We start from the raw sequence: 25,119 nt of genomic DNA on the forward strand, positions 1-25,119 counted from the left end.
CGCCTACGCCTTCGCCGCGGCGAGCACCCCGGCGCCGGACAGCAGGCTGCCCGCTCCGCTGATGGCCGGTTTGTGGCCCAGCGCCTTGAGAATCTCGTACGTAGTGGCCGTAGCTGCCGTGATGACAGGGAGTCCCAGCTCGTCCTCGACTGCCTGGACGGCGGCGAGGGAGGGCATCTGGACGCAGGCGGACAGGACGACGGCGTCGGCGCCTTCGCGCTGCAGGCTGCGGGCCAGTGCGGGCAGGTTTTGAGGGTCAAGGCAACCGACTTCAAGGTTGTCCGCTACTTCGAGGCTGATGGCGTCGAGCACCGTGATGCCCGATCCTTCGATGTAGTCCACCACCATCTTGGTCAGTGGCTTCATGTACGGGGTGATCATGGCGACCCTGTTGGCGCCGATTTCATGCAGGGTTCGGACCAGGGCGCCTGCGCTGCTCGTAACCGGGGCCGGATGTCCGTTGCCGGAGGCAGCGTCAGCAATCACCCGTTCGGAACCCTCATGGGCTTCGGGACCTTGAGCCATGACGGCGACGAGGCAGGCGTAGGCGATGACATCCACATCGGCGTCGGAAACTGCTTCGGCGCACTGGGCTGCCTTGCCCACCATGGCAAGCAGTTCTTCCCTGGTGACCTTCTTCATCCCGGCGCGGGCGGAGTGGAAGGTGTACTTGTGTCCGGTCGCCTCGGCTTGGCGCCGGAACAACTCCGGCAATTCCGTCTCCATGGTCGTGTTGGAACTGGGGACGATCAATCCCACGCGGCTGCTCCCGGGGCGCTTGGGCTCGGGGGCGGTTTCGCAGGTGCTGGCGGTGATGGTGCTCATGGAATCTCCACGTCGTTGTGTTGGGGGCGAGTAAACCCATAAGGTGGGTTCGCATCTCATGATGTGGGTCATGCGGTGTCGGTGTCAAATGGATCACACCCGTGTCGCCCGAGGCTTCACTAAGCTGGTGCATGCTTGCGGAGAAGAGTTAGGGGTAATGGACAGTGGTAAAAGAACCCGGAGCAGGGGCTTCGCCCCTCTTGGTCCTGCATAAGGTGGCGGAGATCCTGGACTGTTTCTCGGTAGATGAGCCGGAACCGACGCTGCAGCAGATCATCCGCAAGACCGGGCTGCCGTCGAGCACCTGCCAGCGATTGGTCCAGAACATGCTCCGTGAGGGGTTCCTGGACCGCGACGGCGACCGGTACCGGATCGGCATAGGCCTGGTCCGCTGGGCTACTCCCGGAACTTTTGGGCTCGACGTCGTTCGGCTGGTTAAGCCGGTTTTGCAGCGGTTACGTGACGAAACCGGTGAAAGCGCCTGCCTGTACGTCCGAGACGGTGCATTCCGGACCGTCGTCGCAGTGGCCGAGACACGCCACGTTGTGATGCGTCCCTTCATGGTAGGCATGGTCATGCCTCTGCATGCCGGCGCCCCCGGCAAGATCTTCCTGGCGTTCGACCCCGGGGCCTGGGATGCGTTGGACGAGCAGGCGCTTGAGGGTTTCACCCCCGATACCCCGGTGTCTCTTCAGCTGCTGAAGGAGCAGGCGGAGGTGGCGCGCCGGCAGGGATTCTACGCAGCCTTTGGGGAACGCAACCAGGATGTTGGCTCCATCAGTGCGCCGGTCTTCGACCATGCCGGCCGTCTCGCATGTGCCGTGGGTCTGGGGTTCCCCACTCAGCGGATTGGGCCCGCTGATGTTCAGCGGTTGGGGCCGGTTGTAGCCCAGGCGGGGCGCGAAGCCAGTTATGCCCTTGGCTACCAAGGCGTGGGGGACCGGGAGAAGACTCCCCGGACAGCCAAAACCAACTCCTGACATACTCCTCGGCCGAAAATGTGGCGGTCAGTGCGTTGCCTACCATGTCCTCCCGCCCTGGAGTAGTTTGGAAAAACACGGCGCGTTTCACCGACGTCCAATCGGCAAAAGTTCGGACTCGGTGCATCCGGTCACGGGAACGGGCTCTTGTCGACAGGAGTTACGTTGCGCCAGGTATCATTTCCATCCGGTGAGACTGTCCCCGCGCTCGGAATCGGAACGTGGGGCATGGGCGAGCACCCCGGCAACGCCGCAAGCGAAACAGCGGCGATCCGTACAGCCCTGGATTTGGGAATGTCCGTAGTAGATACAGCCGAAATGTACGGCAATGGCGCCGCCGAGGAACTTGTTGGGAAGGCGCTCTCCTCACGGAGGAACGAAGCGTTCCTGGTCACCAAAGTCCTGCCGCATCACGCCACTTTGCGCGGAACTATTGCTGCTTGCGAAGGTAGCCTGCGCCGCCTTGGAACGGACAGCATCGATCTCTACCTTCTGCATTGGCGGGGCGCTGTCCCGTTGTCCGAGACGCTCGAAGCTTTCGAGCACCTGCAGCAGGCCGGGAAGATCCGGCACTGGGGCGTCAGCAACTTCGATGTGGCGGACCTGCAGGAACTCCAGCTCTTACCGGGCGCTGAAGGAGTCGCCGCCGACCAAGTGCTGTACAACCTGACCCGCCGGGATATCGAATTCGATCTGTTGCCCCATTGCGCCGGGAACGGAGTCCCCGTGATGGCGTACTCGCCGCTTGAGCAGGGGCGGATGCTGAATGATCCTGTGCTGCTCCGCATCGCGGACGAACACGGCACCAGCCCCGCGCAGATTGCACTGGCCTGGGCGCTCCGGCAGCCACTGGTTGTCGCCATTCCCAAGGCTTCAAGTCCGTATCACGTCCAGGAAGTTCACCGCTCCCTCAGCATCGAGCTCACACCACAGGATCTGGCTGACCTGGATAGTGCCTATCCTCCGCCCACCCGCAAAGGCATGCTAGAGATGATCTAGGCGACTACCTCGTGCAGCCTGCCCTTCAGGCTCCGGCGTCCATTGGCCAAGCACGACGTCAGCGCCGTGCAGCCTTCCTTGCGGCATTTTTCAGGGCCTTACGGGACACGGGCTTAAGGGCTTTGCGGGCAGCCTCTTCGGCGATGGCGCGATGGCGACGGGCATCGATCACATCATTCCAGAGGGCCGTAGCAAAAGCTCCGCCGTCCTCGGCGTAGACGTGATAGGGATAGCCGGAGAAGGCTGCCGGCGGTGTCCCTGCAGGGAGGTCGGCACCGGATGCGCGCGCCGCGGCGTCGGCGATGGCCCAGGTCTCCGTTAGGTGGGGAGTGAGGTTATCCTGCACAAAGACATTGGCGTCCGGTGACTGGGCAGCCCGTTCCAGCAGGGAGTCAAGCCGTTCCGTCAGCAGGTCTGCGACCGCATTCTGGAGAGGGGTACCTTCAGCCGTTGAGGCATTGAGTCGGGTCTCCTGCTCCGCGACGGCATCTTCCCAGTCGCTGGTCTGGCGGAAGGTCTGCCACGTGGGAAACCACACGACCGCCCCTGTTGCGTGGTTGTGGATGTGCCGAAGGCCGCTGTTCTTCTCCGTGGCTGCATGGTCATGGCCTGCGGTGTCAGCGTCGGCCATCAGTTCGGACAAGCTTTTCGCCGGTGACGGGTTCATGGTGATGATTGGGTGCTTTCCTGTAGTGCGGGCTTGCTTTCGTTCATCAGCACAACCCGTGGCGGGCGGTGACTATTCCGCTCGCTCAACCGTCGCGCCGTCCTCGGAGGCGTCCCCATTACGAAAACCTTGTAACCGGAACGTGGCTCGTTGACGCTAGGGAAGATCTCTGGACCCGGGCCGATCCTTGACCTATGGTGAGGGCATCAGCGGCCACAAGCCGGGTGGGGCTCCGTCGTGGAGGTGCATCATGGGTATCATTTCGTCCGGTTTCCGTGGACGCCGGTCCGGGGATCCCGCCTTGCCTCCCGGACAGCACCTGACGCAGGACTTTCCAGTGCTGACGGCGGGGCCGGCCCCGCTGATCGCCCTGGACTCCTGGGAGTTCTTCATCGCCACGGAAGAAGGCCAACGGCATTCCTGGTCCTGGGACGACTTCATGGCCTTGCCGCAGGAGGAAATTACCCAGGACATCCACTGCGTGACCAGTTGGTCGAAACTGGGAACAGTGTGGCGCGGGGTTTCGGTGGATACTCTTTTCCAAAACGTTGAGACAACCAGCGACTTCGCCACGGCACACTCGTTCGGCGGCTACACCACGAATGTTCCTCTGTGGGATCTGTTGGGCGGCAAAGCATGGGTGGTCTGGGAATTCGACGGCGAGCCGCTGGCGCGGGCCCATGGTGGCCCGGCACGGCTCCTGGTGCCTCATTTGTATTTCTGGAAGAGCGCCAAATGGATTCATGGCCTTGAGCTGACGGCGGAGGATGTTCCCGGTTTCTGGGAATCGAACGGCTATCACCTTCACGGCAACCCGTGGCGGGAGGAGCGGTACTCATGAGGCACGTGCCGTGAGCTCCGTATGGCAAGTCGCGGAAGTGGTCGGCGGGATGGACGAGAACGCCACAGCCAGGACCATCCGGCTCAGGGTGGAGGGCCTGATGGGACATCTGGCGGGACAGCATATCGACATCCGGCTGACAGCCGAGGACGGTTACACCGCCATCCGCTCATACTCTGTGGCCTCCGCCGCCAAGGACGGGCAGCTGGAGATCACCGTTGACGAACTGCCCGACGGCGAAGTGTCGCCTTACCTTGTCCGGGACCTGATGGTGGGGGACCGCCTGGAAATCCGGGGACCCGTGGGCGGCTGGTTTGTCTGGCGGCCCAGCAACGTCAACCCCGTTCAGTTGATCGGAGGAGGTTCGGGCGTAGTGCCCTTGATGTCCATGATCCGGGCACACCAGGCGTCCGGCAGCACATCGCCTTTCCGGCTGTTGTACTCACTTAAATCGCCGGCCACCGCGCTCTATGGCGACGAACTGGAGCGTTTGGACCGCGAATCGGACTCGTTGACAGTGGACTACGTTTATACGCGCTCGACGCCGGAGGGCTGGCCGTCGCTGCCGGCCCGCCTGACGTCGGAGACGCTTCTGGCCAGGATTTTCCCGGCTGATGAGAACCCGGATGTGTTTGTGTGCGGTCAGACCGTTTTCGTGGAGGCCGTCGCGGACTGGCTCGTTATGGCAGGCTATTCGCCGGACTCCATAAAGACCGAACGGTTTGGCGGAACGGGAGGCATCCAGTGAACGGCGCCCATGATGTGGCTTTCCCCTATCCCGAGGATCAGGACATTGCCGCGGCACCGCATGACCCGATCCCTTACGTGGACGGCAACGCAGCGGCGGGCGCCCTGTCTGAAATCTTCCGCATCGACATTATTGCCGCGCTTGGACGCTGCCGGCACTGCGGCTCAGTGCGCGCTTTCGGGGCGGCCATGGTCTTCACCGATGCTCCAGGCATCGTGGTGCGCTGCCGCGATTGCCAGGGCGTCCTGCTGCGGCTTGTGCAGACGCCGAGCCGATACTGGCTGGATCTGAGCGGCCTCAGCTACCTGGAGATTGACCGCGAGGAGTAACCCGCTGAAATACGTCCGCTCATTTGTGGTTCCGCTCGTCCGCAAGCGTGTTGCGCCGTTCCTCCTCACGTTTGGAATACGCGGCCGCGCGGACTGCCTCCTCGGATTCCAGTCCGCTGCCAAGGGCCCCGCCGACGGTGGCCGCTGAGGCGACAAACCACGTCAGTATGAACAGGTCGCCGTAGTCGAGGGATGATTTGAGGTAGCCCCCCATAACGGCAGGGTCGAGCACAAACAGGGCCCACGCCAGATTCACTACGTAGAGCGCCAGATAGCAGATGACCACCCCAATGATGAGGGTGATCAGGGTGGACGTGTTGTAGAGGCGGGACCTTTCCTTCGTGGCGTCGGAATTGTCGTCGGCCTTGTCCCACAGTCCGGCATCGACGACGAGCCAGCCGACCACAAGGGCAATTGAGGCGAGCATGGCAACTATGAGGCGCCAGGGCGACAGAGAGCCAGCCAACAGCCAAACCGTTGAGTTGATCGTCGCGACCGCTCCTGTAGCCAGTGCCGCGACGAGAGCGGATTTGAGCCCGGGCACCAATAGCCAGGGCCGGTTCGCCAGGACCATTCCCACCAGCAACCTGAAGCGGCTGGTGAAGCGGGGGAGCAGCTCACTTTCCTCGTCTTGCGCCGTACCGTCCATTCCGCTGACAAGTGACCGTACTGCGTGCCGGCCGCGCCGGTGCATGCGTATTCCGCCGAGGGCCGGCAGCGACAATACGGCCGCGCGTTGTCCGGGGTCGGTCTCAGCCAGCAGGTACCGGCCGTCGTCTTCGTCGCGAAAGGGAAGCTCGGTCAGCCCGATCACCACATCCCATTCATGGTCGCGGGCGTGGTCCCGGAGTCGCGCCAAGGCGGTGTCGACATCCTCGGAGCCCGTGCTGAAGGGCTCACTGACCACCTCAATGTTCCACCCCGGGTGGCCCTTGCCGCCTGGCGGCTTGAGGTCACACAGGCGGTGTGCAAGCTGCGTGGGCGCGGCGGGGTCGGCCATAAGGCCGACCTGAAGCGGCTTCATCACGGCAACCTACCACAAAACGGCAGTGGAGCCGACCCCACCGGCGGCCAATGTCCTGCCTTCAACCGAACTCGTTGGCAGGCAGGCTTTGATTGGATGCCGATTGGGGGCGACCCCACTTGTTTCCGGTCTCGGGGCAGGCAGTCTGTCAGGCCGACGCCGGCGCGAACCGCTCCCACACCCGGTGGGCTGCCAGCAGCCCGACCAAGTCCTGGACCAGGGATTCACCGTTCTTCCCGGTCACAATGCCCGGCGTGCCTTCCGGAATGCCGGCCGCAGCCAGCGCCGCTGAGCCGCCATCCATCGTGGCAATGGCTTTCGCGTGACGGAAAGCCTCGGTCAGCAGCAATACTGCCCGAGGATCCAACTCGCCACCGGGCGCGCCGGCCTTGGCATCGAGCCCGGGTGCTGCGTCAGGTGCCGGGGCGGGAGCTGTCGCCACAATGACCGCATCAAACTCAGTTGAGCGGGCCGTGAGATAAGTACGCTGGACGGGGATCCCGCCGTCGTCCTCCGCACCCAGGAAGCCGCCTTCCGGTGCGATGACCAGCGGAACGATGCCCTCGGCATCCAGAGCCTTTCGAGCCGCCTGCACTGCGGACAGATCGCTTTCCTGATCGGCCAGGATCCCCACGATGCGGCCAGTGACGGGCCAGGTTTTCCCCACCTGCGACAGGGCAGGGCTGGATTCGGAATCCGGCACCTCCACGCTCGCGGCGGGTGCTGGAAGGCCCAAACCCTTGGCCACTGCGGCACACAGATCGGCGTCAATGTTGGCCAAAGCGGCGAGCTGGCGTTCGCGGATGGATTTTTCGTAGCATTTGCCCAGTTCGAACGTGTAGGCCTGGATCACGTGGTCCCGCTCGATGGGGCTCAGGCTGCGGAAGAAGAGCCTCGCCTGGCTGTAGTGGTCATCGAAGGTCGCCGGGTTGCGGCGCTCCTTGAGGGACGCGGCGAGTTCCTCCGGGACATCGATGAACGCCCCGACGTCCTGGCCGGCGTGGAAGGGGCAACCGCCGTCGAGGGAGTTGGGGCGGTAGGGGGCGACTCCGCTGTGGTCTGCCTGCTGGTGCATCCCGTCGCGCAGCATGTCGTTGACCGGAGCCTGCGGGCGGTTGATGGGAATCTGGCCGAAGTTGGGGCCACCGAGACGCGAGATCTGGGTGTCCAAGTACGAAAAGAGCCGGACCTGCAGCAGGGGATCATTGGTGACGTCGATTCCCGGGACCAGGTGGCCGGGGTGGAAGGCCACCTGCTCGGTTTCGGCGAAGTAGTTGGTGGGATTGGCGTTGAGGGTCATGACGCCGATGGGTTGGACCGGGGCCAGTTCCTCGGGCACGAACTTGGTGGGATCAAGGAGGTCGATGCCTTCGAACATCTGGTCCTCGGTGTCCGGGAATGTCTGGACTCCGAGTTCCCACTCGGGGTAGGCGCCTGCTTCAATGGCGTCGGCCAGGTCCTGACGGTGGAAGTCGGGGTCCATGCCGTTGATGATCTGCGCTTCTTCCCAGACGAGGGAATGGACGCCCTGCTTCGGCTTCCAGTGGAACTTCACCAAAGTGGTGCGCCCCTCCGCGTTCACGAACCGGAAGGTGTGGACGCCGAAGCCTTCCATGGTCCGGTAGGAGCGGGGGATGCCACGGTCGGACATGTTCCACATCGTGTGCGCCTGGGCCTCGGTGTGGAGGGAGACGAAGTCCCAAAAAGTGTCGTGGGCGCTTTGTGCCTGCGGAATCTCGCGGTCCGGGTGGGGCTTTGCTGCGTGCACGACGTCGGGGAACTTGATGCCGTCGTGGATAAAGAAGACTGGAATGTTGTTTCCCACGAGGTCGTAGGTGCCCTCGTCCGTGTAGAACTTCGTTGAGAAGCCACGGGTGTCGCGGACCGTATCGGCTGAACCGCGGGAGCCCAGCACGGTGGAGAAACGGACGAAGACGGGGGTCTCCACGTCCTTGGCCAGGAACCCGGCGCGGGTGAGGTTGGCTGCGGTGCCGTAGGAACGGAATACTCCGTGGGCGCCGGCTCCGCGGGCGTGGACTACGCGCTCAGGGATGCGCTCGTGGTCGAAGTGCGTGATCTTCTCCCGCAGGTGGTGGTCCTGCAGCAGGATGGGGCCACGCGGGCCGGCCTTCAGGGAATGGTCGGTATCGGCCAGGCGAAGTCCTTGTGCTGTGGTCAGGTACTGGCCGGACTGGGCACGTGCAGTGGCCGGCGCCCCGGTGGGAGTACCCGTTGGAGAGACAGCCTCGGGCGCGCGCTGGTCCGGCTTGGGCGGCAGGGGTTCGCGGGGAGTGGTGGGCTCTTCCAAACTGGCCGGCTCGCTGCCAGGGACTCCGGGGATGCTGATGTCGCGCTTCTTGTCCGCCATGAAATTCTCCTCAGAATGGGTAAACCAGCAGTGTTCTACCGATGGGGCGAGATGCTAAGCATGCTTAGCATGTTTTGTACCCTAGGGAATGTTGTTCAACACTGCAAATTGAAATTCGGTCCAAGCGTGGAGAATGAAGCGCTACTACCCCAGGAGCTTTCGCAATCCTGCGGCGTGTACTTGTGCAAGTCCAGGCTGCTCCTGCACGTCACTGAGCGACAGGCCGGTGGCGTCCTTGACGGCGCGGCGCATGGCTTGCAGATTTGTGAACCCACTGGCCTCGGCAATATTCGCCAGCGACCGCATCCAGGAATCTGTGTCGGAGAGAAGCTCCAAGGCTTCCACAGTCCTCAAAGCACGGATGAACTTGTTCACTTGCAGGGCTTCGGCTTCGAAAAGGTAGTAGAGGGCCCGGCGGGAGAGGTGTGAATAGGCCACCACCTGTTCAACGTTCAAGTCCGGATTCCTGTAGTTCCTCCTCATGAACTTCTTGATCGCGGCTATGCGCGCCGGTTTTACCTCAGCGTCATCGACCCGGGCTTCCAGCAAGGAGCCGACCAAGCCGGTCATCATGGATCGGAAAACAGGCTCCAAGCGGCCAATTTCCCGCTCCACGTTTGCGTCCTGCCAGCTGGATAGCGCCGGAACCATCAACCCACGGACCAAGGGGTGTTCCCTGATATCGCCCAAGCCTTCCAACCGCTTGATTGATGTGTCGTTCAGGCCCAACAGGTGACGGTCAAAATGCAACCTGACTGCACTGAGGCCCTTTGGTGCGTGGAAACTGCCGGCGGAGGAGTGGTCGAGGAACCTGACGGTGCCTGGGGCAATCTCCTCGGATCGTCCGGAGAAACTGAATCCCGCGCATGAACTTCGGAAGTACACCAGCCAGTTTTGGGCAGGGGCCGGGGCCCTCCAGTGGCAGATGGCCGGTTCGTTAACTACGTCCACCAGGCTGAAGCCGGGTCCCTCAAGGCTCACGGCCGTTGGATTGAAGCCCGGCCGGATCTGGCGTTCGGTCTTTTCCAGGCGTGCCGGGGTGTCAATGGCGCTGCCATACCAGCACCGCCAGTGCTCAAACCTATCCTCCGGGTTCAGCCCTGCCGGGACGGCGTAGCGTTTGATCCCTTCACTGCGTGGGGTGCGGGCATCGGGCAATGAATGATCGGGGCTGGTCGAGGGGGTGCATTTCATGGGGTGTGGCCTTTTGGCTGCCCGGCAGCCGTTGTTCTGCTGAGCAGTTCTGCTGAACCTCAGTGCAGCGCGCTCATGCGATGGGAAGTTACAAGTCTAGGTACAGCGCAGGGCATACGTGGTCACCAGTGGTAGACATCACAGCTCCTGCCATGTCCACCACACCTCCGGTTCGACGGCGGGATGCCCGAGCAGATATCCCTGCCCTGCGGTTACTCCCAGCTCCCTTACTGCTGCCAGTTCTCCCTCGGTCTCGATTCCTTCGGCAACCAAGGCCGCTCCAATACCCGCAGCGAACGTCACCATGGCCGCTCCGAGGGCCTTTTTGGCTTGGTCCCCTTCGATTCCGGAGACGAGGTCCCGATCCAGCTTGATCACGTCGGGCCGCACGTGAAGGATGTGGCGCATCGATGCAAACCCGGCGCCGGCATCGTCAACCGCGATCCGCAAACCAAGCGCGCGTGCTCGCGCCAGGGCTGCGCAGAGAGATGGGTAGTCCGTCACTGGACTGTGTTCGGTCAGCTCCAGGACGATTCGTTCGGCAGGCAACGATGAGCCCTGAAGAATGGCGTCCATGCGCGGATCACAACATGCCTGTGGAGACACATTCAGGGAAACGTAGAGATGGGGCGGGAGTGCTGCGGCGGCCGCGAGTGCACTCTCCAACGCCAGGAATTCGAGCTCAAGTACACATCCCGCGGAGGCGGCGTCGGCAAACCAAGCGTCAGGTGCCTGGATGGGCCAGCCGGAGAAGCGGGTCAGCGCTTCGACTCCGGTGACCTCGCCGGTTTCCAAGTGATGGATAGGCTGAAAAGCCGTTGACACGGCCCGGCTGCTGATGATGTCCTGAACTTTGGCGCCCAGCCTTTCATCCGCCGGGCCTGCACCGCTCCCAGAGGCTGTCAGCCCGGCAGCACCCTTGAGGCCGGTGGCTCTGAAGGCGAGCTGAACCAGCACTGACGAAATAATTCCTACTGCCGCGCCCGCGAAAAAGACATCCGGCCCGGCACCATTGCGGCGTGCACCGCTGCGCACTGACTGTGTGATGGCTGTGAAGATCACCATTGCAAAACACTATGGTTCCCGTGCGGAGGGAGGGACGCGCAGCTGTATCACTCTGTGCAGTCTTGGGTCCGGTGCGTTACTTTTCGTGCAAAGCAGCGAAGGCCCTCCGGCTCACTGCACGGATTGAATGCCCGTGAGGAAATTTTTGCACGCGACGGCATCGGGCCCGCCCGTTCGCTCCGGGGTCGGCGGCTAGGCTTGTCAACGTTCCTGTCCCGCCCGGCCATCCCCCAAGTCGCTGGGCGGGGCAGGGACCTTACCGCCGTCGTCGAAACCGTTGGGATTCCCGCCCTGTTAGAACAGCGGCCATGGGACGGCCGGCATGCCGCCGTGCGGCGCCGGAAACCGTCCGGCAGTACACAATCGTGAGCAACGCGCATGCAGCGCCGCGATTTCCCCGGCGGTGAGCAACCCGGCCAAGTCACGACCCAGGTCGCCGTCCAGTCCTTTGCGGACACGCTCGACGCCTTCACGTTCCTCGTCGGTGAGGGAATCTCCCAGCCAGCCCCAAAGAACCGTGCGCAGCTTGTGCTCGCTATTAAAGGTCAGCCCGTGGTCCACCCCGTGCCGGTGCCCGTCAGGCATGGCAAGGATGTGGTTGCCTTTCCGGTCAGCGTTGTTGACGACGGCGTCGAACACGGCCATCCGTCGGAGGGCCGGGGAGTCTTCGTGGATCAGGGCGACCATTCGCCCGTTGTCGTCCTGGCCTTCAAGAACGGCTTTCCAACCCGCATCCGGCACATTGTCCGTCGCGACCAGGTCCACCGGGTTTTGCCTGGGGTCCTGCTCCTGCCACAGCTGCACCATACCGGTCCCCAGGGGACCGTCCCGCAGCCACGTTCGCGGCACGATGTTCCAGCCGAGGAGCTGGGATACCAGATAGGAGGCTACCTCCCGGTGCGCCAGCGTCCCGTCCGGAAAATCCCACAGCGGGCTCTCACCTGCTATCGGTTTGTAGACGACAGGCACCTCGCCGATGCTTCCTAGAAACGTAGCGTTCGACGCCGTCGTGATGCGGCCGGTAAGCGTCAGCTCGTCGGCGACCAGGTCCGGTTCTGCCATCAGACCTCGGGAAGTGTGCAGGTATGGCCTTCGGGGTCTATGGGGTATCCGCAGAAGGCGCAGCTGGGCCGGCCTGCTGCGACGATTTCATGGGTGCGCTTGGTGAACGCGCGGGCAGTGCCCACCGGCATGCGCACCAGGAGCATCTCGGTGTCCTCGGGCCCGTTGTTTTCGAGCGGTTCATCGAGGTCGTCAACGTCGGCATCGATCGGATAGGCCTCTATGACGACTTGTGCAGTTGTGGGATCCCAACCAAGGCTCATGGCTCCAGCGCGGAACTGCTCCACGGGAGACTCGAGCGGCTCATTGTCGTCCAGCTCAACAGGGCTGCTCGACGGGACGCTGAAGGGGTTGTCCTTGACGGTGCTGAGTTGGTCCAGGAGTTCGTCGATCTTCTCTGCCAGCTGTGCGGACTGTTGCTTCTCAAGGGCAACACTCACGATCTGCGTCCCTGCGCGCACTTGCAGATAGAACGTGCGCGCTCCAGGTAGGCCAATGGTGCCAATGACAACCCGGTCCGGCCAGGCAAACTCGTGAACACGCGTAGGCATGTCAGTATTTTATGCACATGCGGTTCACGGCGTCTTCTGCCCTGCGCCGCCGCCGACCGGGGCGTCACCGGACGAAATGCCCTTCGCCAGCCACGAGAGATCGCCGGCGTCCGTGTTGGTGGCGAAAACGCTGGGCCGGTTGGCGCCGTAGTGCACGATCGATACGGAGGCGGGACTTACGTTGATCCGTTGGAACAAATCCAGGTGCATGCCGAGGGCGTCGGCGAGGACCGACTTGATGACATCTCCGTGACTCACCGCCACCCAAACGGCACCCGGGCCGAACTCCGCTTCGAACGCGGCATCGTGGCGTCGGATCGCGGCTACGGCCCGCGCCTGCATCCCGGCCATGGACTCACCACCGGGGAAGACGACGGCGGATGGTTGCGTTTGGACTGTGGGCCACAATGGCTCCGTGGCGAGCTCGCTAAGGGTACGGCCCTGCCATTGGCCATAATCGCACTCGGTGAGGTCGTCCTCGACCGGCGCGTGCGGGCTGCCCTCCTGCCGATCAAGGATGACTTGAGCCGTCTCCCGGCAACGTTCCAGAGGGCTGGAGACTACTCCCACAAGGGGTATGGACGTGAGGCGGTCTGCGGTCCGGATTGCCTGCTCCCGCCCGGCCTGGTCCAGCCTCACTCCCGGGGCCCGCCCGGCCAGCAGTCCGGTTGCATTGGCCGTGGTGCGGCCGTGCCGCACGAGGATAACTGTCGCCATCCACCCAGCCTAACCACCTGATCCGGGGTGTTGTGAACCATTTATACGGAAAGGAACACTTGGGAAACTGAGGGTTTGAAAGAAGCCACTTTAATGCGGCATAGTGGAGTCAAAATTTCGCTGAAGAAGCCCGGCGCCCTTTTCGCTTTACCGCGGAGGTTTGATGCGTCCCCCTGCCCACCGTCAGTTCCTCTTGGGAGATTGACATGGAAACCCGGGAACAAAACGAAGACTTCAAGCTCCTCCATCAGTTGATCCCTGCTGGAGACGTCCGGAATTTCCTGGACGGCATGACGCGGTATGCCGCCACGACGCTGAGCCGGGCCGCCGGGGTGCGTGTCGAGTGTGCCGTGACCTTGTGGAGGCGTAAGCGTGCGGTCACCGTTGCCGCAAGCAGCGACAATGCGCTTCTGCTGGACGGTATTGAGCAGGCGATTGGAAGTGGTCCTGCGCAGGAGGCCCTGGAAACTTCACAGTCTGTGCTCCTGGCAGATGCTACGACTGACCGGAGATGGCCCGAGTACTGCAAGGACCTGGCCTCGGCAGGTTTTGAAAGCGCCCTGGGTGTTCCGTTGTCCTTGGGGGTGGACGCTGCGGCCGCGTTGAACTTCTTTGCCTCTGAAGCCGGGAAGTTCACGGAGGACGCCATACGCGAGGCTGAAGTGTTCGCGGATATAGCCGCCCAGGCGCTCCGGCTTGCCCTGCGTATTTCAACAGCTGATCTTTTGGCGGAGGACCTGAAAGCGGCTATGGCCCGAAGGACTGCCATCGACCTTGCATGCGGCATGATCATGGCCCAAAGCCGCTGCACCCAGAGCGAAGCTTTCGCTTTTCTGCAGCAGGCATCCCAGAACAGAAACCAGAAACTGCATGATGTCGCCGAAGGCATTATCGCGGGGATTTCCGATCCGCAGGAAGCCACAAAGACGTTCTTTCAGGACTAAGGGCTGTGCTCCGGAAGCGCGGCATCCGGCGGGGCGCGTTGCGTACGAACGATCTGTGCGGTGGACTATCGTGGTGCGCTGTTCTGAGCTTTCAGTTCTCACTATAATAAGGATACTTACCAACGTCGGTTCCTGTGGACTGTGAAGCGGCGCGGAAAGGTCAAGAATGATGGCTGGGAATGATGTGGATCGGTCCCGCGACGGATGGCGACGTGGAAGATGCGGTGGTACCGGTGAGTGAGCTGCCCCTGACGGATGAGCTGGCTGTGATGTTCGCACGGGCCTCGAACATGCTGCTTACTGAAGAAACGGTGTCGAATGCCCTTGCATTGATTACAGAAGCGGCCGTGCTTGCCGTCGATGACGCCGTGGGTGCGGGCGTGTCGTTGATGGAAGCCGATGGGAGGCGCAGCAGTGCGGCCTCCACCTCGACGGTTGTGGCCGCCGCGGACGCATTGCAATACGAGCTGGGGCAAGGGCCCTGCCTGACCGCCTGGGCCTCGGGCAAGCCCGTGGATTCGGAGGACATTCGTACGGATCCCCGGTGGATTCAATGGGGGCAGGCAGCAGCGGATCTGGGAGTGCGTTCCTGCGTCAGTGTGCCGCTGCTCTCCGGTGATCTGGCCTTTGGGGCCATCAAAGTCTATTGGGAGGCGCCGGGAACGGCCTCACCTCGACTGATCCACCTTTTGGAAGCCTTTGCTTCACAGGCTTCGATCTTCCTGGTCAATGCGCTTGCCAAGGAGAGAGTCTCGGCGCTTAGTGACCAGCTCAAATCGTCCCTGGCGCACCGCGACCTGATAGCAACTGCCAAAGGCATAACCATGGCCACGCTGGGCCTGGGCGAGCAGGAGGCTGTGCTGCATTTGATTGCACGGTCCACCAAGGAGAAGCGCCGGCTGCATGAGGTGGCGCGTGAAGTCATTGACAACGTGCCGGGATCCGCTGATTGACCGGGGGAGACTATGAGCTTTGCGAGTGGTGAGGAGTTGCAACGGCACCAGTTTCGCTTGGCGTTGGAGGATACCGACTTGACCCTGGAACAGGTCTGGATGGCTTACTTCGGCATTGGTGGTGCGTCAGGCCTCGTCGAAATTCAGGCGTACTACTACGGTGCGCTCAGCTTGCCACCGCTGGAGCGTGACTTGCTGGCCCACGCACTGAACGAGACGTTGGATGCGCGCGGCCAAAATGGCAGGCGGGCCAGCTACGGGCACGATACCATGGGTGGCGAAAGCGACCTTGAGGAGTAGTGTCCCGGTGCCGCTGCTGTCGGTCAGGGTTCCTGATTTTCGATTATCGTGGGCTGCTTTGGAGACGGAGGCCGGACTGATGCGGAACCTTGGAGGATTTCGGTCGCGATATCGCGAATCCTTCGGCTGTTGTTGAGGGCCGCGACGTGGAGGAGATCCATGGCCTGTTGCCGGCTGCAATGGTTCTGCACCATGATCAACGACACCGCGGCGTCCACCACCGCGCGGGACTGCAGCACCGTGGTGAGGTGATCCGGAACGTTGCTCCTGTGCAGCCTGAGGGCAAGGCGAAGGGTCTTGGAAATTGAAGCGGCGTGGGCTTCGACCGCGGCAACGGTCGGCTTATCGAAGACCCCCAGTGTCAAGGCGTAGCAGTTCAGGGCAGCACGCGAGGCGCCCTCACTCTCAATGGGAACGGCCAGTACGGACCTGACTCCTTCGCCGGCAACCCGTTTGGCGTAGTCCCGCCATCCGCGGTCCATTCGCAGGTCCTCAATGAGGACAGTGCGCTGGTTCCTCAAGGCTGTAAGGCAAGGTCCGTCGTCGAACGCGTATTGCTTTTCGTCGAGCCTCCGGGCTTTGTCGCTGCTGCTGGCCACGGTGGCGGGCGAGGTATCCCTTTCGACGGTTATGGCGCACAACATCGGGTCCCTGGCACCAAGAAGCGAAGCTGAGATGGTGGTCAACCCCAGGAGGAAATCTGCAAACCCCGGGTTCTCCAGGAGTAAGTCCTGCAGTTGTTCCGCGGTGGGTCCCACGTAATCGGCCATGTCACCCCGATTCAAAACACGCGGATGGTCAGCCTGTCCCTGGGGTGTACCCGGCAGGCCACGTGGCGCGCAATTCTCCGATGACGTTAACGCTACGCTTCCAAGGTGCAATGCACACCAGTCAGTTTGGGCCTGGAGCGCGCAACAGCTGACCGGCCCTGATCATTGGTCCCGCTGGTGCGCCACCACGCGGATGGTGTCCACCGAAGGGTCCGCTGGGTCCGGCAGCACCATTCCGGCAGCGGAGCCGCTTCGCAGGTAGTCGACCACCGCCGCGTTGATCTTTTCGCCGGGGAGGATCGCCGGAACACCCGGGGGATAAGGGGTGATCTGCTCGGCTGCGATGCGGCCAGCTGCTTCCTCCGCCGGTACGTTCTCCACCGGACCGAAGAAAGCGTCCCGGGGTAACATGACCGTTTCCATCTCCAGATCCTCCGGTTCCGGGACCTGGACCTTTGGTGGCGTTGGCAGCTCCCGGGCAGCATTGATGAGGTCCCGCAGGGCTGTCAGGAGTCGTTCGGTGGTTTCTTCGTTGTCGGACTGGGACAACGTTGCCTCTATGCGCCGGTGGTCGTTGAGTCCGACGTCGATCCGGCGCGTCGCCCGCAGCCAGTCTGCTGCCTGGTAGCCGCTGATCCCCAGCTCTCCGACGTCGATCAGGACGTGAAGTGGGTCAAAGTCATGGGATGCTTCTGCCCTGGTCAACTCAGATCCCAGGACGTGGAGGCCGTCCATTGCGTCGATGTCGCTTCTGACTCTGTCTGCGAGAGTAAGGGCATTCTCCAGCAGCTTCCGGCCTTCCTGCACCATCTGTCGTCGCCAACCATCGATTGCGGCATAGATCATCACATTCGCGCTGGTCGTTGAGAGCAGGTCGGCACACTGGCTGAGCCGTATCGGATCCACCAGGTTGCCTTGGAGATGGTAGATGGAACCCTGCTCGAAGCCCATGCCCATTTTGTGGACGCTGACCACGCAGATGTCTGCTCCCGCGTCCATGGCCCACGTCGGAAGGCGGTCATGGAAGGGCAAATGCGCGCCCCAGGCTTCATCAATGATCAGCGGCTTTCCCCGGGAGTGGCAGATTTCGGCAATCTTTGCGATGTCCGCACAGGTCCCGTACGGGGTTGGGCTCGTGATGAACGCCGCGGCGGCATCCGGGTACCGCTGCCACATCTTTTCCACTTCTTCAGGGGATGGCGGATGCGCGATGTGGAGTTCGCGGTCCCACTGGGGGCGGATCCAGCGGGGCTGGAGGCCGGAGAGGATAATTCCGGCCACCACTGATTTGTGTGCGTCACGTCCGATCAGCAGATCACCGTTGCCCTTGGTGACGGCGAGGATCGAGGCCTTCACCGAGAGGGAACTCCCGCAGGTGGAAAAGAAGGCCTTCTCTGCCCCGACTGCTTCAGCCATGAGTTCCTCGGCCTTGCTCAGGTACTTGCCGGAGGACTTGCGGTCGTCGACGCCCGCCGTGGAAAGGACATCGGATCTATACGGATCGGCTCCCAGGATGTCCAGGGCGCGGGGATCGGCGCCCCTTCCCTGGCGATGCCCGGGCGGGGTAAAGCCGTAGCGGTCAAAGCGGTGGTACTCGGCCAGCGCCTCCAGCAGGGGTGCTTCATTCTGGTCCATTGCCATTCCATCCTTGCGCTAGAAGTAAGTAAGCTGACAATCACGTCTTTCCCGTCATCTTTTCCGTACCCCTCAAGACGCAAGGTGAATCGTCCATGAAGGTTTTGCCGGAGTTGCCACGATCCACAATCGCGCGGATTGCCGCAGTGGTGGACTCGGCTCTGGACCGGCACCGCAGGATACTTTCGAATCTCGTCGAGGTACCGGGAGTGGCGTGGCCGGGGTTTGATCCCGGGCACTTGGAGCGCAGTGCCGCCGAGGTCCGCAAGCTCTGCGAAAGCGGGGGTTTTCCCAATGTGGCGATCATTCGCGGCGAAGGGCCAGATAGGATCCCCGGGGCACCCGCAGTGCTGGCCCGGCGAACCGCATCACCCGGATTTCCGACAGTCCTGCTCTACGCCCACCACGACGTGCAACCAGCCGGGCCAGCCGAGGCATGGGCCACTCCGCCCTTTGAAGCAGCCGAACGCGAAGGCCGGATCTTTGGGCGGGGCGCCGCCGATGACAAGGCCGGTATCGTCATGCATCTGGCGGCCATTCACGCGTTGGACATGGCTCTTGGGCCAGCACACGGCCTTGGGCTCACTGTGTTCATCGAGGGGGAGGAGGAAGCCGGCTCGCCTACGCTTCACAGCATTTTCGCGGAGCATGGACAGGAGCTCCATGCGGACGCAGCCATCGTGGCTGACTCCGGGAGCTGGGAAATCGGAACTCCTGCCCTGACCTCAAGTCTGAGGGGATTGGTGGACGGGATCATCCGGGTCCGTGTCCTGGACCATGCTCTGCATTCCGGCACTTATGGCGGTCCGGTCCTGGATGCGCTGACCGTTCTGGCGCGGCTCATGGCCAGTTTCCACGACGACGACGGCTCCGTTGCCGTGGAGGGGTTGTTGGGAGCGTCCGGGCCGGAGCTTGAGATGGATGAGCGGGTCTTCAGGAGGGACGCAGGCGTGCTGCCTGGTGTGAAACTGGCTGGCCGCGGTTCGCTGACATCGAGGCTCTGGGCTACGGCGGCCCTTTCCTTTTTGGGCCTGGATGCCCAATCCACAGCGACCGCCGGCAATGTCCTGTTACCCGAAGCGTCCGTGAAATTCAGTCTCCGGATACCGCCCGGCGTCAGCCCCGACGATGCAATGGAAGCAGTGAGGCGACACGCAACGAAGCATCTGCCTTTCGGTGCAGAACTGGAGTTCGTCCCCGGAGCGCGGAGCCGACCCTTCAGCGTGGCGCCCAACGATCCGATGGTTGAGGCAGCGCTATGGTCACTGAAGACAGCGTGGAACGCTGACGCGGTCATGATGGGTGTCGGTGGCTCCATACCCTTCGCAGCGGCGCTCGCTGAGCAGCAGCCACGCTGCTCCGTCCTGATCACCGGGGCGGAAGATCCTGATACACGCGCCCACGGGGCGAACGAATCCGTGCACCTCGGCGAACTCCGGAATGCGATCGTGGCAGAGGCGCTCTTTTTGGCGCAACTGCACTTCTCCTGCCGCTAACTGTCCTCAACCAACGCGCATCCGAAGGGGTCCTATGACCCCAGTGGACAATGGGAACCGGTCAGGCGGTGAAGGCGAGGTCCTCCGCGCGCACGCGAAACCGAAGGGGCTCGCCGCGGGCAAGCCGCAGCGCCTCGTCTACGGCAGATGCCGCCATGCGCTCCAGTTCGTTTCCCAACGAACCTGCCACATGCGGGGTGAGCAGGACGTTGGGGTGGGTGTAAAAACGTGAATCCGATGGCAGCACCCAAGGCGTCGTGACGTCCAGAATCGCATACAGATCGCCCTGCTCCACCCTGGCGAGCAGGGCATTCTGGTCCACGAGTTCGCCGCGTGCGGTGTTGATGAAGGTTGCGCCGGGCCGCATGCTCTGAATCAGCCCGGCGTCGATGAGGTTCTTCGTGGAGGGTAACGACGGCGCGTGGAGGCTCACGACGTCGCTGTCCGTAATGAGCTGCTCCAGGCTGACCAGCCCGACTCCCAGAGCCTCCGCCTCCCGTGGTGACAAGTAGGGGTCGGCGACGACGATGTCCAGCTCATAGGGGGCAAGCAGCCGGATCACATGCCGGCCGATCCTTGAGGCACCGATAATGCCGACACGTTTGCGGTAGTTCCCCATGTCCGGGAAGAGCTGTTCCGGCAGGACCTCCTCGCGGCCTGTATGGAGTGCCCGCGCGATCTGGAGGACCCGCTTGTTGGCCAGGATAATCATGGCAACCGTGTATTCGGCGACGGGGATGGCGTTCGCATCCGCAGCGGAACTGACCTGGATTCCACGTTCCCAACAGGCCTCGCCAATATGATGCTTGATGCTTCCTGCGGCATGGAGCACGTATCGCAGCCGTGGAGCGGCATCCAATACTGCGTCGTCGATCATGGGGCAGCCCCAGCCCGTGAGGAGAACGTCTGCCTTGCTGATCAGGGCGCGTCCCTCGGGGGAATGGAAATCCTGGATGGGTTCCCGGCTCAGGATCTTAAAGCTGGACTCCAAGGGGTCCAGGCTTCGCGGGGGGAAGACCCCTTGTGCCGTGTTTTCGGGCATGGCCAGGGCGATGTTCAAGGTCATTTGACGCTCCCTGCAGTCAGGCCGGACTTCCAGAAACGCTGCAGCAGGATAAAGGCCACGAGGAGCGGAATCACGGAAAGCAACGAGCCGGTGATGACCATGGGCGTGAATTCCGGTTGGGGGAGGGAATAGCCCTGCCAGATGGAGATGCCGACGCTGACCGGGAGCAGCTGCTGGTCCTGGAGCATCACCAAGGGGAGCATGAAGTTGTTCCACACGCCGACGAATTGGAAGAGGGCAATGGTGACGTATCCCGGGAGCATCATCGGCAGACCCAAGGAGAAGAAGGACCGGACCGGACCTGCGCCGTCGACTCGGGCGGCTTCCAAGGTCTCCGAGGGGACGTAGGCCGCCGAGTACACCCTGGCCAGGTAGACGCCGAACGGATTGCAGAGTACCGGTATCAGGATGGCCCACACAGTGTTTGTCAGTCCGAAAACCGAGGCCAGCATATACATCGGCAAGACCGTGGCCGTATTGGGAATGAGTACTCCCACCAAGACCACGCCAAAGAAGGAATCCTTGCCGCGGAAGTGGAACTTGTCGAACGCGTAGCCCGCCATCACGGAAATCAGGCCGCCGAGAATGGCGCCGAAAGCCGCGTAGAACATTGAGTTGGCCATCCAGCGGAGGAACATCCCGCCGTCCTGGTTGAGGACTGCGGCGACGTTCTCGAAGAACGCCGGGTGTCCAAAAGCGTAGGCGCCTGTGGCATAGAGATCGGCGGCGTTTTTCGTGGAGGCGAAGAACAGCCACAGGACGGGAAGGACCATATAGGCACAACCCAGGATCAGGAGGGCGTTGACGGTGAACTTGCCGGCGAACCCGCGCGGGTGGTTGTTTTTTCCCTTTCCGTGGGAAGCAAGCTGCCTTGCGGCGTTGCCGGTCCTGGTCAGTGTTGGGGTGCTCATGCTTTGTTCATCCTTGAGCTCAAGCGGGTGACGACCCAGGACAGCACAGCTGCGACAAGGGCGATGATGATGGATGCTGCGGCTGCCTGGTTCAGGTTGTGCCGGTTGAAGGCGGCATCGTAGGCCCACATGTTGGGGACCCAGGTGCTGGTCACGGAGGCTGTGGCTTTGCCGATGATGGATGGCTCGGTAAACAGCTGCAACGTGCCTATGACGGTGAACAACATGATGACGCTGAGGGCCGGGAGGATCAGGGGTAGCTTGATGCTGAAGGCTGTCCGGATTTCCCCTGCACCGTCCACTCGGGCGGCTTCCAGGACCTCCCTGGAGACAGCTTGGAGAGCAGTGAACAAGATGATGACGTTGTAACCTGTCCACTCCCACACCGCGATGTTCACTATGGAGGGCAGGATCATGTGGTTATCCAGGAAGTTCAGCGAGATGCCCCCGCCCTCCAGGACCGAAACAATGGGGCTGACGCCGGGGGTGTAGAGATATGCCCAAATCAGGGCAGCGATCACGCCCGGGACTGCGTGGGGAAGAAAAACCAGCAGCTGGAAGAGCTTCCTTGCCCTTGCCACGGTGGCGTCCAAAAGGAGCGCGAATGCCAGGGCACCTCCCACCATGCACGGGATGTAGATGGCGCAGTACAGGGCGAGCCGCCCGATGCCTGCTACGAAGCTCTCGGATTGGAGGACCTGTATGTAGTTCTCTACCCCCACGAACGAGGTTTTGGCCTGGCCGAAGCCCAGGCCCGACTTCTGCTGCGCGAAGAAGCTCAGGACGATCGAGTAGATAACGGGTGCCACCATCGCAAGGGCGAAGACGGCGAAAAAGGGAGTCAGGAACAACGCCGCGGTGCGGCCGCCGGTTCCGGACATGGATCGGGTTTTGCGCTGGCGGCGAATGGGGGCTGCCTTGGTCAGGGCCATGATGTTTGTGTCTCCTCCGCGGCAGGGCGGTCCGGGCGGGTTTGGCTCCCGGACCACCCTGCCATGCGGGCCTACTCCTTGACGGAGAGGCCGCTCTGCTTGAGTCCGGCTACGGTCGCGTCCTGGGCTGCCTCAACGGCGTCTTTGACTTTCCCACCGGTGGTCAACTTGCCGTAGGCGTCCTTAAGGGCGGTGTTGGTGATGTCCCAATTGGGTCCCCACTGCCAGCCCGGAGTGATGGTGGAGTATGCCTTGTCGAAGACCTGGTAGATGTCATTGCCGAAGTAGCTGGCGTCGAAGGCTTTCTGGGCCACGGGCGTCAATCCCGGGAAGGCAAGGAAGGCCGAGCCAGTGTTCCCGCGGGCCTGGATGGCTTCAGGGCTGGTTGACAGGTATTCGATGAACTTGGCGGCCGCTGCGGGGTTCTTGCTGCTCTTGGTGATGTTGAAGCTGGACCCACCGTAAAAGGCATCGGCCGGCGTACCCCAGTTGGGCACCTCCGCGGCGATCCACTGGCCCTTCTGGCCACTGGCTTCGGTGCGCTTCTGGATGCCGGTGGCGCTCCAGTTGGCACCGAGGACACCGACGACGGCGCCACTGGCCAGGTCCGCTGACCATTCGTCGCTGAAGGACTGCTGGACCTTGACGATCTTTTGGTCGATGAGCTTTTGCCAGTACGTTGCTACCTTCTGCGTTGCTTCATCATTCACACCGACCTTCCAGCTGTCACCCTCAGTGCCGAACCACTTGGCGCCCGCCTGCCAGGACAGGGCCGCGGTCAGCGAGGCCTCGTTCGGATTGAAGCTGGCCAAGTGGGCGTCGGGCGCCACGGCCTTCAGCTTTTTGCCTGCATCCTCAAAGTCTTCCCAGGTTTTCGGGACGCCCACGCCTGCTTTGTCCAACATGTCCTTGCGGTACCACATGATCATGGGCGCGGCATCGTAGGGCAGCGCATAGCTCTGGTCACCGAACTGCACCAAGGCCTTCGTGCCGTCGCTGAGCTTGTCCACGGTGGCTGATTTGTCGATATACGCGTCCAAGGGCTGCAGCTGGCCGTTGCTGACGAACTGCGGCAGTTGGGGGTATTCGATGGTGGCAACATCCGGACCGTTGCCGGCCGTAATCGCCGTCGACAATTTGGCGTAACCGCCGCCGGCACCGTTGGGAATGGTTTCGAAATTGACTTTGATCTTGTCCTGGCTGGCGTTGAAGGCCGCGGCTACCTTGTCCATGCCGGCCAGGGAAGACCAGAAGGTGATGGTACCGCTTGGGTCCTCCGTGGGAGTGGGAGCGGGGTTGGCAGCCGGGGTGCTGGCGCAACCTGACACCAGGGCCGCGCTGACCATGAGGCTGGCGGCTCCCAGCAGAAGCTGGCGTCGCTTCATTCTGTTCTCCTTTGAAGTTCACGATGCGAAGTCGGGGAGTGCGGGGGCTGCACTCGACTACATCCATTGAAGCAACAGAGATGAACAGTAGACTACAAAATAAACACAAATGAACAATGTACCGGTGATCAGGCGAGTGAACCTTGGAAAAGTACAGTCAGCCCCGGCTCTGCTTCCTCAGGCAGCGTCGAGTTACGGACGACCAATGTGGGGGACAGGTTGACGCGCTGCCGCGCAGTGGGGCCGGGGCGTCGGGAGATGACCCGGTTCGCGCACATCACCAACGCTTGGTGTCCGACGTCGAACTTGGGTGGCGCTACGGCAGTCAGGGGCGTGGTCCCCAGCGCCGCGATTTCATCGTCGTAGGCAATGATGGCGAAGTCCTCGGGCACCCTGATTGCGCGCTCTTGACACACGCTGGCGAACTGCAGGGCGTCCTCGTCCGTGTGCACGATAGCGGCGGTAACTTTCTCCCGTATGCACCGATCGAGGATGTCGGCAACCAGCTCATGGTGGGCCTGGGGATCGTTCCGGGCGCGGGACATGGTGCGGACCATGGTGTTTGCGGGATTGGCGCGCAGTCCGGCTTTTTCCATCGCCTGAGCAAATCCCTCGATCAACGGCGGCGCTGTAGGGCTGTTCTCCCTCAGGCACAGAGCGATCCGTTGGTGTCCCAGCTCCTGGAGATGGGCGACGGCGATGCGGGCGCCCTGGGCATGGTCGCTGCGTACGCACTCGAAATCGCCGCGATCGAGTGCGTCTTCGATGGATCGCTCCACGACGACGATCGGAACGGCCGCTGCTGCCAGCAGATCGAGCGTTTCTGTGTCCGAGAGCGATGCCTCGCTTGGCGTCACCAGTATCCCGTCGACGCCGAGATCGTACATTCTCTGAAGCTGCCGTTGTTCTTCGGTGCTCGAGTAGTTCGAGACGCCAAGAATCAAACGAACGCCCGCTTCCCTTGCTGCGGTCTCAGCACCACGGATGACGCCGCTGAAGTAGTAGGAAGCCGAGGGGACGATCATTCCGATGGTAGCGACCGCCCCGCGTTGCGGGCCCCGGCCGGCAGGCACCTGCAGCGGCTGCTGCGGACCGGCGGCGTCGGAAACCGCGATCGCGCCGCCATGCACCCGTTCCACCAGTCCCCGTTTCTCCAGGATGGCAAGGTCGCGGCGGACCGTCATGCCTGAGGTCCCGATCTGGGCTGCGAACTCGGAGGCGTTGAGCGAACCTTTGAGCGCCAGTTCCCTGAGTATGAGGTGTTTGCGGTTTTCCGACAGCATCCGGACCGGCCTCTCGAGGTGTGCACTAGATCGTGTTCATTATGTTCCTTTGTGTTCAAGTGTAAGCATTGGTT

The 25,119-nt window shown here is 62.5% G+C and carries 25 protein-coding genes; 9 read left to right on the plus strand and 16 right to left on the minus strand.

Annotated features, from left to right (window positions below; translation table 11 throughout):
- Positions 1–3: 3 nt before the first annotated feature.
- A complete protein-coding gene (locus tag FDP28_RS00475; protein WP_313955634.1) occupies positions 4–825 on the minus strand; it encodes a maleate cis-trans isomerase family protein in 822 nt (273 codons plus the stop codon).
- Positions 826–1,025: 200 nt separating this feature from the next.
- Between FDP28_RS00475 and FDP28_RS00480 the strand changes: the two genes are divergently transcribed.
- Positions 1,026–1,805 carry an IclR family transcriptional regulator gene (locus FDP28_RS00480; protein WP_260842270.1) on the plus strand — a complete coding sequence of 260 codons (780 nt, stop codon included), beginning with the start codon at positions 1,026–1,028 and terminating at the stop codon, positions 1,803–1,805.
- Between the two features lie 165 nt (positions 1,806–1,970).
- Positions 1,971–2,804 carry an aldo/keto reductase gene (locus tag FDP28_RS00485; RefSeq protein ID WP_144658658.1) on the plus strand — a complete coding sequence of 278 codons (834 nt, stop codon included), beginning with the start codon at positions 1,971–1,973 and terminating at the stop codon, positions 2,802–2,804.
- A 58-nt stretch (positions 2,805–2,862) separates the two neighbouring features.
- Here the strand turns inward: FDP28_RS00485 and FDP28_RS00490 are convergent, their stop codons facing one another.
- A complete protein-coding gene (locus tag FDP28_RS00490; RefSeq protein WP_144658659.1) occupies positions 2,863–3,471 on the minus strand; it encodes a hypothetical protein in 609 nt (202 codons plus the stop codon).
- Positions 3,472–3,721: 250 nt separating this feature from the next.
- Between FDP28_RS00490 and FDP28_RS00495 the strand changes: the two genes are divergently transcribed.
- The 3 genes from FDP28_RS00495 to FDP28_RS00505 are packed head-to-tail and all read left to right on the plus strand — an operon-like array spanning position 3,722 to position 5,389.
- Entirely contained in the window at positions 3,722–4,312 is a 591-nt protein-coding gene (locus FDP28_RS00495; RefSeq protein WP_144658660.1) for a sulfite oxidase-like oxidoreductase, read from the plus strand.
- A gap of 10 nt (positions 4,313–4,322) precedes the next feature.
- Positions 4,323–5,060 carry a ferredoxin reductase gene (locus FDP28_RS00500; protein WP_260842272.1) on the plus strand — a complete coding sequence of 246 codons (738 nt, stop codon included), beginning with the start codon at positions 4,323–4,325 and terminating at the stop codon, positions 5,058–5,060.
- The gene (locus FDP28_RS00505; RefSeq protein WP_260842273.1) at positions 5,057–5,389 is read left to right on the plus strand and encodes a DUF6510 family protein; all 333 of its coding nucleotides are present in this window, start codon (positions 5,057–5,059) and stop codon (positions 5,387–5,389) included. Before FDP28_RS00500 ends, FDP28_RS00505 begins: the two co-directional genes overlap by 4 nt.
- A 19-nt stretch (positions 5,390–5,408) precedes the next feature.
- Here the strand turns inward: FDP28_RS00505 and FDP28_RS00510 are convergent, their stop codons facing one another.
- The 7 genes from FDP28_RS00510 to FDP28_RS00540 form a co-directional block, all read right to left on the minus strand.
- Entirely contained in the window at positions 5,409–6,413 is a 1,005-nt protein-coding gene (locus FDP28_RS00510; RefSeq protein WP_144658662.1) for a hypothetical protein, read from the minus strand.
- A gap of 148 nt (positions 6,414–6,561) precedes the next feature.
- Positions 6,562–8,781, minus strand: a complete 2,220-nt coding sequence (locus tag FDP28_RS00515; RefSeq protein WP_144658663.1) for a catalase — start codon at positions 8,779–8,781, stop codon at positions 6,562–6,564.
- Between the two features lie 144 nt (positions 8,782–8,925).
- Complete coding sequence (locus FDP28_RS00520) at positions 8,926–9,975, minus strand: AraC family transcriptional regulator (protein ID WP_144658664.1); 1,050 nt, start codon at positions 9,973–9,975, stop codon at positions 8,926–8,928.
- 138 nt (positions 9,976–10,113) lie between these two features.
- Entirely contained in the window at positions 10,114–11,040 is a 927-nt protein-coding gene (locus FDP28_RS00525; RefSeq protein WP_144658665.1) for an EAL domain-containing protein, read from the minus strand.
- Positions 11,041–11,334: 294 nt separating this feature from the next.
- Positions 11,335–12,102, minus strand: a complete 768-nt coding sequence (locus FDP28_RS00530) for an SCO1664 family protein (protein ID WP_144658666.1) — start codon at positions 12,100–12,102, stop codon at positions 11,335–11,337.
- Positions 12,102–12,653: a DUF3090 domain-containing protein gene (locus FDP28_RS00535; RefSeq protein ID WP_144658667.1), complete on the minus strand. Its 552-nt coding sequence runs from the start codon at positions 12,651–12,653 to the stop codon at positions 12,102–12,104. The genes FDP28_RS00530 and FDP28_RS00535 overlap by 1 nt, the downstream gene beginning before the upstream one ends.
- 24 nt (positions 12,654–12,677) lie before the next feature.
- The gene (locus tag FDP28_RS00540; protein ID WP_144658668.1) at positions 12,678–13,370 is read right to left on the minus strand and encodes a histidine phosphatase family protein; all 693 of its coding nucleotides are present in this window, start codon (positions 13,368–13,370) and stop codon (positions 12,678–12,680) included.
- A 206-nt stretch (positions 13,371–13,576) separates the two neighbouring features.
- Here FDP28_RS00540 and FDP28_RS00545 point away from each other — a divergent pair, with 206 nt between their 5' ends.
- The 3 genes from FDP28_RS00545 (at position 13,577) to FDP28_RS00555 (ending at position 15,567) form a co-directional block, all read left to right on the plus strand.
- Positions 13,577–14,314, plus strand: a complete 738-nt coding sequence (locus FDP28_RS00545; RefSeq protein WP_144658669.1) for a GAF and ANTAR domain-containing protein — start codon at positions 13,577–13,579, stop codon at positions 14,312–14,314.
- Between the two features lie 179 nt (positions 14,315–14,493).
- On the plus strand, positions 14,494–15,267 hold the full coding sequence (locus FDP28_RS00550; protein WP_144658670.1) for a GAF and ANTAR domain-containing protein: 774 nt from the start codon (positions 14,494–14,496) through the stop codon (positions 15,265–15,267).
- 78 nt (positions 15,268–15,345) lie between these two features.
- Positions 15,346–15,567, plus strand: a complete 222-nt coding sequence (locus FDP28_RS00555) for a hypothetical protein (RefSeq protein WP_144658671.1) — start codon at positions 15,346–15,348, stop codon at positions 15,565–15,567.
- A gap of 23 nt (positions 15,568–15,590) precedes the next feature.
- Here the strand turns inward: FDP28_RS00555 and FDP28_RS00560 are convergent, their stop codons facing one another.
- Positions 15,591–16,337 (minus strand): GAF and ANTAR domain-containing protein, encoded by a 747-nt coding sequence (locus FDP28_RS00560; RefSeq protein ID WP_144658672.1) that lies wholly within the window; start codon positions 16,335–16,337, stop codon positions 15,591–15,593.
- A 162-nt stretch (positions 16,338–16,499) separates the two neighbouring features.
- The gene (locus tag FDP28_RS00565; protein WP_144658673.1) at positions 16,500–17,972 is read right to left on the minus strand and encodes an aminotransferase class I/II-fold pyridoxal phosphate-dependent enzyme; all 1,473 of its coding nucleotides are present in this window, start codon (positions 17,970–17,972) and stop codon (positions 16,500–16,502) included.
- A 95-nt stretch (positions 17,973–18,067) separates the two neighbouring features.
- Here FDP28_RS00565 and FDP28_RS00570 point away from each other — a divergent pair, with 95 nt between their 5' ends.
- Positions 18,068–19,468 (plus strand): M20/M25/M40 family metallo-hydrolase, encoded by a 1,401-nt coding sequence (locus tag FDP28_RS00570; RefSeq protein ID WP_144658674.1) that lies wholly within the window; start codon positions 18,068–18,070, stop codon positions 19,466–19,468.
- A gap of 61 nt (positions 19,469–19,529) precedes the next feature.
- On the opposite strand, the gene FDP28_RS00575 is transcribed toward FDP28_RS00570, so the two are convergent.
- The 5 genes from FDP28_RS00575 to FDP28_RS00595 form a co-directional block, all read right to left on the minus strand.
- A complete protein-coding gene (locus FDP28_RS00575; RefSeq protein ID WP_144658675.1) occupies positions 19,530–20,534 on the minus strand; it encodes a hydroxyacid dehydrogenase in 1,005 nt (334 codons plus the stop codon).
- Positions 20,531–21,445, minus strand: a complete 915-nt coding sequence (locus tag FDP28_RS00580; RefSeq protein WP_260842274.1) for a carbohydrate ABC transporter permease — start codon at positions 21,443–21,445, stop codon at positions 20,531–20,533. Before FDP28_RS00580 ends, FDP28_RS00575 begins: the two co-directional genes overlap by 4 nt.
- Positions 21,442–22,377 carry a carbohydrate ABC transporter permease gene (locus tag FDP28_RS00585; protein ID WP_144658676.1) on the minus strand — a complete coding sequence of 312 codons (936 nt, stop codon included), beginning with the start codon at positions 22,375–22,377 and terminating at the stop codon, positions 21,442–21,444. Before FDP28_RS00585 ends, FDP28_RS00580 begins: the two co-directional genes overlap by 4 nt.
- A gap of 71 nt (positions 22,378–22,448) precedes the next feature.
- The gene (locus FDP28_RS00590) at positions 22,449–23,762 is read right to left on the minus strand and encodes an ABC transporter substrate-binding protein (RefSeq protein ID WP_144658677.1); all 1,314 of its coding nucleotides are present in this window, start codon (positions 23,760–23,762) and stop codon (positions 22,449–22,451) included.
- 128 nt (positions 23,763–23,890) lie between these two features.
- Positions 23,891–25,045 (minus strand): substrate-binding domain-containing protein, encoded by a 1,155-nt coding sequence (locus tag FDP28_RS00595; RefSeq protein ID WP_144658678.1) that lies wholly within the window; start codon positions 25,043–25,045, stop codon positions 23,891–23,893.
- Between the last annotated feature and the right edge of the window lie 74 nt (positions 25,046–25,119).

The organism is Paenarthrobacter nicotinovorans, assembly GCF_007670255.1.
Taxonomy (GTDB): domain Bacteria; phylum Actinomycetota; class Actinomycetes; order Actinomycetales; family Micrococcaceae; genus Arthrobacter; species Arthrobacter nicotinovorans_B.